Raw genomic sequence first — 13470 nt, 5'->3', positions numbered from 1 at the left:
TATTAGATAGTATCAAATAAATCTTATAAAATGATTGATATACATTTAAAACCGAAAAATAAAGGAAAGAGAGTGGACAAAAAATCGTTAAATCGACAAAAAAATGATGATTTCGATTTTCCTCGCTCTCTGGTTTATAAGCTCGAGCTGAAACTGTCCAATGAACAGTTTTTACTCCCACATCCGCATAGCTCAAAAGTCTTGGGAAGCCTTTTGAGGTTGGAAATAAGATGAACGAAGGTTCTCACGGTCGTACAGGATACCGTTAATGATTGCGTGGTACTAAAATAAAGAGGTGTCCAGTTGCAGACTTCCAATCAACCATTACATCAATCTGTTATTACTATCAAAAAGATAAGGTTGAGATATTTGTATCAACCTCCTTAACGTTATAGTGGTGACAATTTGACACAGTAGTTGATTATAAATCTATAACTAGACATTCTGCAAATTTTAAGCATCCATTTTAAATTGTCCAATGGACATGTAATTGGTCTAATTTTAGAAATGTAGTATTGAAGAAAAATGACGAGCTCTAAAGCTTGACTTTGTTTTATTCTTTTAAAAGTGTTTTATTATCGCATAAAATTATGCTATAATGGTAAAAATATTCGGAAAATATTGGAGATATGATGGAAAAATCTTTAAAAACTTATCTAATGATTCCTTTGCTACTTACGCTCTTTCTTGCAAATACTGAAGTTCAAGCAGATGAAAGTTTATCAGTCCCTCAAGAAAATCCTACTTCCTCAGATACGTCTTTAGCAACGCCTGCTTCAGTAAGTAATCGAAATTTAGCCTCTGTTTCTACTTCATTTGAATCGAATTTAGACGTTGAGGAAATAGAAGTCAAAGAACTGATTAATAGTAATATGGTGAGCTTATCCAATGAAGAGTTAACTTCTCAAGAAATCGGTTCAAGTGTAACTACTAACCTAGAACGTACCTCTGACTTGTCTATAAATACTCAAGTAGCCTCTCAAGATAAATCTGTCGAAACTACAACTGAAAGGGAGGAAGAGCCTCTAGCTGCTTCTGTTGTCGCAAATCCCTTAACAGTGACCCAAAAGACTGAGATGATGACCGTTAGCTACCAAGATAATATACCAAAGGACAGTGAACTTTTAGTGGCTGTTTGGTCAAATAAAGATAATCAAGATGATATTCAATGGTATAACCTTCAAAATGGTCAAGCTAATATTCCTTATACAAATCATTGGGAGTATGGACTATACCATTTTCATGCTTATTTTCGTCAAAAGGTTACTGGTAAAATGACTTTTATCAGATCAGAAGAAGTTATGTTAGATCAGCCTCAGCTTGAGACGAAAATAACGACGACGAGTCAGAGAAGCTTTGATATCACTATTTCAAATGTTCCAGGCTATTTTTATGCTCTCTATGTACCGATATGGTCTGAGGTTAATGGCCAAGACGATTTGATATGGTACGAAGGACAAAAGCAAAGCAATGGGACTTATAAAGTTTCTGTGGATATGGATAATCATAAATCTTCAACAGGACTTTACCATATTCACTATTATGAAGGAAAACCAAATGGTAAGAAAGTTTTCGTCGGTCAAGCTATTTATAATCAACCTGTTCCTAAAGCCCCATCCATAACAATAAAGTCTAATAATGATCGTACATTTGAAGTGACAATCCGTGATATTCCGCAAAAATACCATAAGGTGTTTTTACCGACTTGGACTTCAAAAAATGGTCAAGATGATATAAAATGGTATCAACCCTCCAAGCAAGAGGATGGGGCGTATAGAGTGACTATTGATCTCGAACATCACCAATTTGAAACAGAAGGTTACCAGCTTCATTTATATGGAGAGAGTGGTGGTAAGAAAACCTTTTTAGGAGGAGTTAGTTATAATCAGCCTAAGTTAGAAACACAGACTCAAGTCACTAAAGTTTCGGACGATCAATTTACAGTTACGGTAACCAATGTTCCAAGTTATATTGATCAGGTTCGTATTCCGACTTGGAATGATAAAAATGGTCAAGATGATATCAGATGGTATATTGCTAAGAATCAAGGGAATGGTACTCATAGCTTGACAGTCAATATCAGGGATCATCAGTATGAGAGCGGTCTCTATCATATCCATGTTTATGGGAATGCTGGTCGAGTAGAAAATATTTTCTTAAATGCGAATACCACCTATCGTGTTGTAACTCCTAAAGCAGAAACGCAGATTCAAGCCTTGACAGATACAAGTTTTGAAGTTACAGTGAAGAATATTCCAAGCTATATCAATACAATTCTTCTTCCAACCTGGTCTTCTAAAGGTGGTCAAGACGATATTAAATGGTATACTGGTCAAAAACAAAAAGATGGTAGCTACAGTCTAACTGTTAATAGTAAAGACCATAACTTTGATTCAGGTACTTATCATGTTCACATTTACGGCCGTACGGTTGAGGGGAGATTACTTTTCTTAGATGACACTAAGATTGAAGTCAAAGAAATATCTAAACCGATGGCAATATTAAGTATTCAAAATGTGAATCATCAAAAAGGAACTTTTGATGTCATTGTTTCCGATATTCAATCGAAAATAGGTGTGAAGGAAGTTCAATTACCAACTTGGTCAGAGACTCGCGGTCAAGACGATATCCAATGGTATATAGCAAACAAGCAAGAAAATGGAACCTATAAAATCACCGTGAATGCAAGTAACCATAAATATAGTAGTGGGAAGTATCATGTTCACTTGTATATGGTTGAAAACAATGGTAGGCGGGAGTTTGTAGGGGCTCAAGAGACTAACTTAAATGTTACAATGTCAAATCTTCAGGTTGGATCAGCGTCACAAGGGAATTATCAAATTGTCAATAAGGTTATTTATCTAGATGCTGGTCACGGCGGAACGGATCCTGGTGCTACCTATTATGGTCAACAAGAAAAAGTTTTGAACTTAGATATGCAAAATCGTTTGAAGAGTAAATTAGAAGCACTTGGATATTCTGTTGTTTTAACACGTTCAGATGATCAATTTGTTGATTTGTTACCTCGCTCTGAAAAGGCAAATCAATCTAATGCAGACTTGTTTATCAGTATCCATTACAATGCTGCAACTGCACCAACAGTGTCTGGTGTTGAAACTTACTATTATCAATATTATGCAGAATACCCAGCAAAAATCAACAAGGCATATCATAATAATGCAGAGCGGTTACGCCTAAGTGCGAGTCTTGCTTCTAATATCCAAAGTTCAGTAGTTGGAACAAGTGGTGCTAAAAATAATGGTGTTAAACGCAATACCTTTGCAGTTCTTCGTGAGACAACAGCGCCAGCGGTGTTATTAGAACTTGGTTATTTATCAAATGTAGAAGAAAATCGAAAAATCGCAACGGTGGACTATCGTGAGAAGTTAGCTAATGGTATTGTTAAAGGTATCACTGACTATTATAAAATGAATTTTTAAGGTATGAAACAACTTTAGAAAGCTAAGTTTTGGAGAGGACCTCAATTGGTCTTCTCTTTTTGTGCTATAATAGTTGAAAAGAAAGGAAATATCATGCGTCTGGATAAATTTTTGGTAGATTGTGGTGTAGGCTCTAGGACAGAAGTTAAAACCATTCTGAAGAAAAAGCAAGTAACTGTTAATGGAAAAGTTGAAACTTCATCGAAACTACAGATTAATGAAACGATAGATCAAATCATCTATCTCAATCGTCAACTAAGCTATGAAAAATTTGTTTACTATTTACTCAATAAACCTAGTGGTGTCATTTCTGCAACTGAAGACAACCATCACCGAACCGTTTTAGATCTTTTAGATGATGATGCTCGTCATAAGGAGGTCTTTCCAGTTGGGCGATTAGATATTGATACGACAGGGCTCCTTTTATTAACTAATAATGGTCAGCTTGCTCATGCCATGTTATCACCAAAAAAACATGTGGATAAAAATTACCTTGCAGACGTTTTGGGGATTATGGACTACGCTGACGTATTAGCTTTTGAAAAGGGCATAACCCTAAAAGATTACACCTGTCAGCCAGCACGTCTTGAGATTTTATCAGTAGATGAGACTGAAAATTGTTGTCGCGTTAATATTACTATCCGTGAAGGGAAATTCCATCAAGTAAAACGCATGGTAGCTAGTCGTGGTAAAGAAGTATTATCTTTGGAACGCCTGTCCATGGGCCCCTTATCCTTACCAACCGATTTAGCCAGAGGTGATTATCGTCGTCTGACAGAAGAAGAATTAGATAGTTTAAAAGAATTTGGTGTTTCTTTGTAGATTTAAAACTGTGATAAGTTAGAAGAAAAAGTAGGACAGAAGCAGAGTTTTTGGCTCTGATTTTTGTCCTACTTTTATGTTATCAATTCCAATCTAATTCTGGCCTACTGGCACGATACCAGTTGGGTTAATGGTTTTATGGCTACCATAATACGTGTTTTTTTATGTGGTCAAAATTGACTGTTTCAGCAATTCTTGGCATATTGTAGATACGTTTAGTGTAGTTCCAAAGAATCAATCGACGAATATTTGTTTTGAAATGTCCATAATAAACGGCGTCAAAACGTGCAAGTGTGGTAAAGAGACGGGTATCTGCTTCTGTAAAACGATTACCAACTAAGAAATCTTGGGTTGAGAGTCGTTATTCTAATTGGTCTAGTGCAGCAAAGAGATTTTTGACTTCCTTTGCATTAACCTCTTGAGTTGTAGCAAAACTAGCCTTATAAACACCGTTGTTAATGTTGGAATAAACAACGGAATTTATGTCATCAATTTCAGTTAAAAGTTCTTCTGGTGCATAATCGTCGATATTGCCTGTGATATCGTCAAAAGCGGTATTTAACATATGGATGATTTTTGCAGATTCATTATTGACGATGGTTTTTGTTTTCTTATCCCAAAGGACTGGTAAGGTCACACGTCCTGTGTAATCAGCTTTTACTGCTAGATAGACCTGATAGAGATAGTCGCTGTTTAACTCAGTATCTTCAATAACAGCGTCAGCTTTTTCAAAAGTCCAACCATTTTCCAACATCAATGGATTAACGATTGAGATTGAAATATGCTCTTTGAGATTTTTGAGCGAACGCATGATGAGAGTGTGATGTGCCCAAGGACATGCTAAAGAAATGTAAAGGTGGTAGCGACCAGATTCAGCCTTAAAACCACCCGTACCGGTTGGCCCAGCAGAACCATCGTTTGTAATCCAATTGCGAAATTGTGTTATTGTGCGAACAAAGTTACCACCGGTAGATTTTGTATCGTACCATTGGTCAACCCATTGGCCATCTTGTAAAAGTCCCATGTTTTCACTTCTTTTATTATTATTATATAGTGATATTATAAGGAAATGCAAGCCATCTGCTCTATACGAGAACGATTCCTCTTAAATTTGATTTGGAGAGTGGTTAGGTATAGAATGAAAAGGTAAAAATATTTTTAACGGTTAGGAGAAAAAGAATGACTAATAGGAAATTTACAAAATCTATTTTCATCCTATACCTAATATTATTGACTTGGCGATTTTATTAAAGTTTGAAACGGATTTAAGCTATGTTTCATTTTTCTACGGACCTCGAATCGTTAATTGTATTCCATTTGCTCACCCTTAGGTGTTAATGGAGAAATTGTATTTACTGAATTGCTATTTAACGTAATTGCATTTACTCCTTTTGGCAGTTGTTTTCCTCTAATTTGGAAAGTTATTGGACTTGGTTTCATGATGAGTTCGTCTTATGAAATGTTACAGTATATTTTGACAATCGGAATGGCTGATGTGACAGATTTACTCATGAATACCTTAGGAGTTGTTGTTGGTATAGGTATATTAATTCTCATGCGTAAATGTTTTCCAAATCATGTGCAACTAGTCGTTAATTGTACAGACCTCCTATTTGCTTGTTTAGTACTTTTTTTGTTCATTATGTTATTTTTCTTAACTTCGTAGAAAAGTAATTGGATTTTAGTGATGCAAGAATCGGTATCAACTCGCCTTATATATGATTTTGCTATAATAAGTTTATGCGTTTAGATAAATTATTGACCACAGCAGGTATTGGTTCTAGAAATGATATAAAAAAACTGCTTAAATCTCATCAGGTAAAAGTTGATGGAGTAGTGATTACAACTGCTAACCTCAATGTTGATACGAATCTCCAAAATATTACAGTTTCTGGTAAGGAGATTAACCATACATCAGAAGTGTATTATGTGATGAATAAACCAGCTGGTGTGGTATCAGCTCGAACAGACAAAGAACATCAGACAGTCATTGATTTAATCTCTGAGGATGATTATCGCGAAGGGCTTTATCCTCTTGGACGTTTGGATCGTGACACCGAAGGTTTAGTCATTATCACCAATAACGGTCCACTAGGTTTTAGGATGCTTCATCCCAAACACCACGTTGACAAAACTTACTATGTGGAAGTGAATGATAAACTTCGTGCTGATGCGCCAGTTTTTTTTGAAAAAGGCATAGTATTTTTAGATGGAACGACCTGTAAACCAGCTAGACTTGAGATTATTAGCTCTAGTTCAGAAAAGAGCTGCGCTACTGTGACTATTTCAGAAGGGAAATTTCATCAGGTCAAAAAAATGTTTTTAGCCTATGGGGTTAAAGTGATTTACCTCAAACGAATTTCTTTTGGTGGCTTTCGTCTGGAAGAAGACTTACCTGCTGGTAGCTACCGCACATTGACCCCAAAAGAAAAACAACTGTTAAAAAGCTATTTTATAGAGAAGTTGTAAAATCCTTTAATTCATGTCTAAAATGTGATAAAATAGACAATGTAAATAAAAAATAGAAGAGGTATGTGAAATGTCACGTAAACCAATTATTGCTGGTAACTGGAAAATGAACAAAACAGCGTCTGAAGCACGCGAATTCGTTGCCGTTGTCAAAGATGCTATCCCATCAAACGAGCTTGTTGATACTGTTATTGGTTCACCAGCTATCTTCCTTGAAGGAATGAAAAAAGGTGTTAAAGGGACTGAATTACAAGTTGCAGCACAAAACTGCTACTTTGAAAATGCAGGTGCTTTTACAGGTGAAAACAGCCCAGCTACAATTGCTGATCTTGGGGTAGAATATGTTATCATCGGTCACTCAGAGCGTCGTGACTACTTCCATGAAACTGATGAAGACATCAACAAAAAAGCACACGCTATCTTTGCTAACGGTATGACTCCAATCATTTGTTGTGGTGAGTCTCTTGAAACTTACGAAGCAGGTAAAGCTGTTGAGTTTGTAGGTGCGCAAGTATCTGCAGCTCTTAAAGGGTTGACTGCAGAACAAGTAGCATCATCAGTTATCGCTTACGAACCAATCTGGGCTATCGGTACTGGTAAATCAGCTACTTCAGCTGATGCACAAAACATGTGTAAAGCTGTTCGTGATGTGATTGCAGCTGACTTTGGTCAAGAAGTTGCCAACAAAGTTCGCGTTCAATACGGAGGTTCTGTAAACCCAGCAAACGTTGCTGAGTACATGGCTTGCCCAGACGTTGATGGCGCTCTTGTTGGTGGTGCTTCACTTCAACCAGAAAGCTTCCTTGCACTTTTGGACTTTGTTAAATAATCATTGAAAGAGGGCCTTAGGGCTCTTTTTTAGTTATTTGGTTATTAATTTGCAAAATAAAGTGACTTATACTTATTCAAAATCAAAATGAGAATTTTAACTCCTCTAATATCAGTGATGAACCAACGAATGTAGTGAGGTTAAATCGTTTCTTTTGCCATGATGGTAAAACTGTCTTGTGGAGTTTGATAGTCTGGAAAGTGACTAACAAAGCCTGTTACTGAGAAGTAGGAGAGTGACAGCAGTCTGCGCTTAGAAATGAGAGAGCTCAGTATAAGAACGGACTTTTGGAAGAGCTACGGAAATTGAGAATCCATGTTGTAGTAGTTCCTTCTATAAGGATGATTAGGTCGGACGCTGTCACGTAATCAACATGTGTAGCCAATCATTCTCTGCGATAGTTAGGTTCAAATCTAGAAATAGCATCCTGAAGGAGGCTTTGATGCTCTCCCGTACCTTTGGAGAATCCGCACTTTCTAAAAAAGAAATAAAAATAATTTTTGAATTTGTATTAGCATCAGTTGCAATTCTTTCCCACTTAGGTGTTAAGGTAGCTATGGTTGACGTAGTCGCTAAAGACAGAATGTAAAAGGGAAATTTGTCCAATAGATAGATTTAACAGACCACAAGCAAACTTGCTACAAGGATTTGATACGAGCACCGTCTCAGGATAAAAACATAAAGAAAATGTTATGTTCAAATGACGATTTTTCATGAAAAATGATATTTTTTATTGTAAAATTTGGCTATAATATGAGCGAAAATGAGTGGGGGACCAATGGATGTGCGTAAATATGCAAAAATATTTAAAAAAGCATGTAGCCAGAAGAAAATAGTTACATGCTTTTTCATGCGTATACGGTGTGGTACTCTCTTGCGAGACTTGTCAGTTTTATTAATTTAAGGTAAAATAAATCCAGTAAGGATGAAGGAGGTAGTAATGAATTTACCAAATTGCCCAAAATGTAACTCTGAATATGTTTATGAAGATGGCATACTTTTAGTATGTCCAGAATGTGCGTATGAGTGGGATCCAAACGAGCGTGAAGAAGATGGCCTTGTTGTTTTAGATAGTAACGGGACACGTTTGTCAGATGGAGACACTGTGACGGTTATTAAAGACCTTAAAGTTAAAGGCGCCCCTAAAGATATCAAGCAAGGAACACGCGTTAAAAATATTCGCTTGGTAGAAGGTGACCATAACATTGATTGCAAGGTCGATGGTTTTGGGGCTATGAAACTAAAATCAGAGTTTGTTAAAAAGCTATAATTTAAAGAGGCTGGGGATAATTTCCTAGCTTTCTATTTTTTCCGATTATCTCATTTGGCTACAGGAGAAATTGAAAAAATGGTGTAGCTAATCTAGCTCTAAGTATGTTAAGATAATTTATAATAGAGAGTTTTTGCTTATATTATTATACTCGGAGTGAACGAGTTAAGCAAGAAGTTGAGGATGTCCTAAGGTTTGCTTCCACTCTCGCTTTCATATCGGAGTGAGAGGTTATAAGACCTCTCAGCAGACTATGATTATCATCTTTCTTGGGTTTTTCGATGTTTAAAGAGCATTAATGATGGTTTAATCTTGATTTAATTAAGTTATGTTAAAAATCATTAGTATAGTCGTAGCGCCTATAAAAGGAGTAGGAATTTGAAAAATAACAATAAGTTATCTTCTGGTTTTCAAGAATTAATTCCTGATTTAGATGCTTATCTTACAGAAGTTCAGGTATTACGTAAACATTTCTGGATGAAGAAAGGAGTATTCTTTCTTCTGTGTTTAATCTGCTTATGTGGAGGTTATTGGTATGGTAGTGGTAAGGGGATAGCTGAGGAACCAATATTACAAACCTTTAGTAGAAAATATATGGCAGAGGATCTCATTGATTTAGAAGGAAAACATCAAGCCTTTACTTTTAAAGAATTTTTAAATATGGAAACGGGTCTGAATAATGAAGAGGTTAGCTTATATGATTTTTTAAAAACTTATGGTAAGGCAGATGAAGTCTCGGTTCCAAATGACAATTCAGTCGTGTTAAAATATAAGGCTAAGGATTTTAAAGGGGAGTCCGTTTATAAAGTGATATTTAGGATATCATATGGTAAGGAAGACTATGATTTATCTGGTATTGATTATTATTATGATAATGCTTCCAGTGATGAATTTTCCACAAGAGAAGAGAATGATTACCTACTAATTTCTGACGAGCAAGTGAGTAAGCTTAAAATCTATAAACGTGATAAGGAGAGTATAGCAAGTATTGCTGATTTATCAACTCTGCAAGAAGTTGTTGATTTATTTGGCCCGCCGACTTACTATAAGTTCTCAAATCATAATAACCTTTCGTCTGCTTCGGTAACCTATAAAAGTTCAGCTAGTGAAGGAAAATACTTTGTATTTGTATATAATCCAAGTGTCAATCAGTTTTTCCTTGACTACGTTCATGAGTATCGAGGAGATAATTAAAGAAAAGATTCGAAGTTTGTTAATAAATTGTAAAAACATATCCTTAGTTCGCCAAGTTTTTTCATATTTTACCGAAAAATACTTCTCAAAATTGGTAAAAAAGTCTATAATAGACTCTATATAATTTTCTTGTTGTTGGTATAAAAATAAATCCCACGATGAGAAAAGTTGTATAGATTATTTTAAATGAAGGAGGAAACCATGTCCGATTTTTTGACGCTCTTACCAAGACTTTGGGAAGGTGCTCAGGTTACCTTACAAATCTTTGTTATCGTCTTAGTGTTGTCGATTCCTTTGGGAATCATTGTCGCATTTTTAATGCAAATTAAGTTTAAACCTTTGGAGTGGTTCCTCCATCTATACATTTGGATTATACGTGGAACACCACTACTTTTACAGCTAATTTTTTTCTTTTTTGTTCTACCAAATATTGGAATCAAATTAGATAGGGTACCTTCTGCGATTGTGGCATTTATAGTTAATTATGCAGCTTATTTTGCTGAAATTTTCCGAGGAGGAATTGCTTCTATTCCAAAAGGTCAGTATGAGGCAGCTAAGGTTTTAAAATTAAATTCTTTCCAGACAGTTCGTTATATCATTTTACCTCAAGTAACTAAGGTTGTATTGCCAAGTGTTTTTAATGAAGTGATTACCCTGGTAAAAGATACTTCTTTGGTTCATGTTGTCGGAATTACGGAGCTTTTTCGCGTCAGTCAGACAGCGACTAACCGTGAAGCAAGTCTCATGCCTATGTTTTATGCAGGAGCTATTTACCTCATTATGGTTGGATTTGCGACCCTCTTGTCTAAACAGGCTGAAAAATATTTTGGCTATTACAAATAGGAGGTGAAAGATGCTTGAATTAAAAAATATTTCAAAAAGTTTTGGGACAAAAAAAATATTTGATCGTTTTAATCTTACGATAGAGAATGGTAAGGTTCTTTCACTTGTTGGACCGTCTGGCGGTGGGAAAACAACACTTCTTCGCATGTTAGCAGGGCTTGAAAGTATAGATTCGGGAGAGATTATTTATAATGGTAAGTCCGTCGCTATTGATCATCTTGAAACTTTAAATTTACTAGGTTTTGTGTTCCAAGATTTTCAACTCTTTCCACATCTTAGTGTCCTAGAAAATATGACACTATCTCCAGTTAAAACAATGGGAGTTTCTCGGGAAAAAGCAGAGCAAAAAGCTCATCAACTATTGGAACGTTTAGGATTACAGGAGCATGCAAAAGCTTATCCACATTCCTTATCTGGAGGTCAGAAACAGCGCGTAGCCTTAGCTAGGGCTATGATGATTGATCCAGAAATTATAGGGTATGATGAGCCGACATCAGCTCTTGATCCAGAACTTCGTGAAGAAGTCGAAAAATTAATTTTACAGAATCGTGAAGCAGGAATGACACAAATTGTTGTGACCCATGATTTAGCTTTTGCAGAAACGATTTCGGATTATATGTTAAGAGTTAATCCTAAGTAGTGCGATAACAGTCGCTTTACGGGGAATGTTAGAGGATATTAGAGTTAGAAAGGACAACATTTAAGACTTCTGTGTATAGAAACTTAGATTTTGGGTATCATATTATGAAATTGAATAAAGTTATCACAAGTTTTGTAGCAGTCTCAACAGCTTTAGTAATGGTTGCATGTACTGGAACAAAGGATATTAAATCAGCAACGGACGGAGACAAGTGGGAGAAGTATGTTGCTGATAAGTTTATTACCATTGGTTTTGATAATACATTTGTACCGATGGGATTTGAAGACGATAAAGGTGAAAATACTGGTTTTGACATTGATCTTGCCAATGCTGTTTTTGAAAAATACGATATTGAAGTTAAGTGGCAACCAATTAGTTGGGAAATGAAAGAAAATGAGCTTAATAGTGGCAATATCGACCTTATCTGGAATGGGTATACGATGTCTGAAGAACGCGCAAAGAAAGTTCTCTTTACCAATCCTTACATGCTTAGCGAGCAGGTATTAGTAACCAAAAAAGATTCTGGAATTACAAAAACGCCTGATATGGAAGGAAAGGTTTTAGGTGTTCAAGCTGGTTCATCTGGCTATGATGAATTTGTTAATAAGCCAGAGGTTCTCCAAGATATCGTTAAAGATAATGATGCAGTGCTTTATGACACCTTTACTCAAGCTTTTTTGGATTTAGAGAATGGTCGTATTGATGCTTTGTTAGTTGATAACGTTTATGCTAATTATTATTTAAAGCAAGCTAATCAATTAGAAAACTATAAAGTCTTCTCATCGGGATTAAAAGTTGGTGATTTTGGTGTAGGTGCTCGTAAGAAAGATAAAACATTGGTTGAAAAAATCAATGCAGGCTTTACAGAGCTTTATAAAGAAGGTAAATATCAAGACATTTCAGAAAAATGGTTTGGTGAGGACACTGCTACGGAATCTGTTAAAGGCAGATAGTAGTAAAAAAAACTCCGAAAATTAAACATACTGAATTGTTCTTTGTCAAGCAGAAAATGAAAAAATAACAGTTTAACAACAGCCTTGTTCCTCATTTAAAGAGGGCAAGGCTGTTGTGCTTCTCTTGAGATCGTTCGTTATAAAAATAGATATAAGTATCAATTTAAAACATAACATATTTGATTATAACAATTTGTTCAGAAGTTAATCAAGAGTGTGGTACAACGTGGATATGGTCGATATGAGGACTGACAAAAAGAACTGCTAGTATCATAAGTAGTACTCCCAGCAAACTAGAGACAGCTAATGCAAGTTTTGGTTCAATATCGGATGGTGACAGGACAATCGCATGAAAGATTGTTAGCAAGAAAACAAAGCTTTTTGTATTACAATCTTCGGATGCTTTATTATTTAGCTGTTTTGCTATAGGAAAAACATTGAGAGTACCTACTCTAAACTGTATTATAATTAGGAAATATCTGTTTCATGTGTTTGTCCTAGGATGATGAAATGTCATATTGATAATGACCCCTATCTTGCAACATCAACTCTTGTTCAGCAAAGGCAATTTGTGTAAGCTCAAGTTCGTTGTGACTGTAGAAGTAATATTTAGTGTCATGAGTGATGATATGACCGATTTTATCGTTATTAGTATATTTTTAGTGATTTTTTTGGCATCAAATAGCGGAGCTTCACCAGTTGGATTTTTGTCAAAGACAGCTTTTAGACTGTTAAGTTGATGATGAGTAGTAAGCGAATCGACCGCTTGATTTGGTTCTGATTGCTCTAATTCTCCAAAGACAATATAGTGATAGTGGTCTTTGTGTTTTGTTGTGAGACCAAATTTATTAACAGATATAATGGAATCTTTACTGAATATATAATGATCGCTAGTATCCTAAGCTTTGCCACCCAAGCCTTTTCCACAAGCAGCAGTAGTATGACCGAGAAAATGATGACTCTTATCAGTTGAGGGGGATTTATTAAGAATAATTTTTCAGAAATAGGGC

Annotated in this window: 11 protein-coding genes and 2 pseudogenes; 11 read left to right on the top strand and 2 right to left on the bottom strand. The window is 35.7% G+C overall.

The annotated features are described in order from the left end of the window. Positions 1 to 632: 632 nt before the first annotated feature. On the top strand, positions 633 to 3440 hold the full coding sequence (locus tag GZ996_RS07090; protein ID WP_162011686.1) for a GBS Bsp-like repeat-containing protein: 2808 nt from the start codon (positions 633 to 635) through the stop codon (positions 3438 to 3440). Between the two features lie 93 nt (positions 3441 to 3533). Continuing rightward, on the top strand, positions 3534 to 4262 hold the full coding sequence (locus tag GZ996_RS07085) for a pseudouridine synthase (RefSeq protein WP_161980926.1): 729 nt from the start codon (positions 3534 to 3536) through the stop codon (positions 4260 to 4262). Between the two features lie 93 nt (positions 4263 to 4355). On the opposite strand, the pseudogene GZ996_RS07080 reads toward GZ996_RS07085, so the two are convergent. After that, positions 4356 to 5286, bottom strand: a pseudogene (locus tag GZ996_RS07080) (glutathione S-transferase family protein). Between the two features lie 282 nt (positions 5287 to 5568). Between GZ996_RS07080 and GZ996_RS12230 the strand changes: the two are divergent. The 9 genes from GZ996_RS12230 (at position 5569) to GZ996_RS07035 (ending at position 12460) form a co-directional block, all read left to right on the top strand. Next, on the top strand, positions 5569 to 5928 hold the full coding sequence (locus GZ996_RS12230) for a VanZ family protein (RefSeq protein WP_443255853.1): 360 nt from the start codon (positions 5569 to 5571) through the stop codon (positions 5926 to 5928). A gap of 74 nt (positions 5929 to 6002) precedes the next feature. Further along, positions 6003 to 6731 carry a 16S rRNA pseudouridine(516) synthase gene (locus tag GZ996_RS07070; protein ID WP_156805611.1) on the top strand — a complete coding sequence of 243 codons (729 nt, stop codon included), beginning with the start codon at positions 6003 to 6005 and terminating at the stop codon, positions 6729 to 6731. A 70-nt stretch (positions 6732 to 6801) separates the two neighbouring features. Beyond that, positions 6802 to 7560: a triose-phosphate isomerase gene (tpiA, locus tag GZ996_RS07065; RefSeq protein WP_156805610.1), complete on the top strand. Its 759-nt coding sequence runs from the start codon at positions 6802 to 6804 to the stop codon at positions 7558 to 7560. A 442-nt stretch (positions 7561 to 8002) separates the two neighbouring features. After that, positions 8003 to 8149 (top strand): hypothetical protein, encoded by a 147-nt coding sequence (locus tag GZ996_RS07060; RefSeq protein ID WP_161979740.1) that lies wholly within the window; start codon positions 8003 to 8005, stop codon positions 8147 to 8149. A 351-nt stretch (positions 8150 to 8500) separates the two neighbouring features. Next, positions 8501 to 8830, top strand: coding sequence for a zinc ribbon domain-containing protein YjdM (locus tag GZ996_RS07055; protein WP_162011684.1), 330 nt, complete (start codon positions 8501 to 8503; stop codon positions 8828 to 8830). Positions 8831 to 9208: 378 nt separating this feature from the next. Next, the gene (locus GZ996_RS07050; protein WP_162011683.1) at positions 9209 to 10024 is read left to right on the top strand and encodes a hypothetical protein; all 816 of its coding nucleotides are present in this window, start codon (positions 9209 to 9211) and stop codon (positions 10022 to 10024) included. Between the two features lie 201 nt (positions 10025 to 10225). After that, positions 10226 to 10867, top strand: coding sequence for an amino acid ABC transporter permease (locus GZ996_RS07045; protein WP_156805606.1), 642 nt, complete (start codon positions 10226 to 10228; stop codon positions 10865 to 10867). Positions 10868 to 10877: 10 nt separating this feature from the next. Further along, positions 10878 to 11507 carry an amino acid ABC transporter ATP-binding protein gene (locus GZ996_RS07040; protein WP_162011682.1) on the top strand — a complete coding sequence of 210 codons (630 nt, stop codon included), beginning with the start codon at positions 10878 to 10880 and terminating at the stop codon, positions 11505 to 11507. A gap of 104 nt (positions 11508 to 11611) precedes the next feature. Next, complete coding sequence (locus GZ996_RS07035) at positions 11612 to 12460, top strand: amino acid ABC transporter substrate-binding protein (RefSeq protein ID WP_162011681.1); 849 nt, start codon at positions 11612 to 11614, stop codon at positions 12458 to 12460. Positions 12461 to 13004: 544 nt separating this feature from the next. Here the strand turns inward: GZ996_RS07035 and GZ996_RS12225 are convergent. Continuing rightward, a pseudogene (locus GZ996_RS12225) lies at positions 13005 to 13343 on the bottom strand (pneumococcal-type histidine triad protein); the annotation flags it as partial. Positions 13344 to 13470 lie beyond the last annotated feature (127 nt).

Origin of the sequence: Streptococcus sp. S784/96/1, from assembly GCF_902729355.1 — a bacterium.
Classification (GTDB): Bacteria; Bacillota; Bacilli; order Lactobacillales; family Streptococcaceae; genus Streptococcus; species Streptococcus caledonicus.
This window is presented reverse-complemented; position numbering and strand designations above follow the sequence as displayed.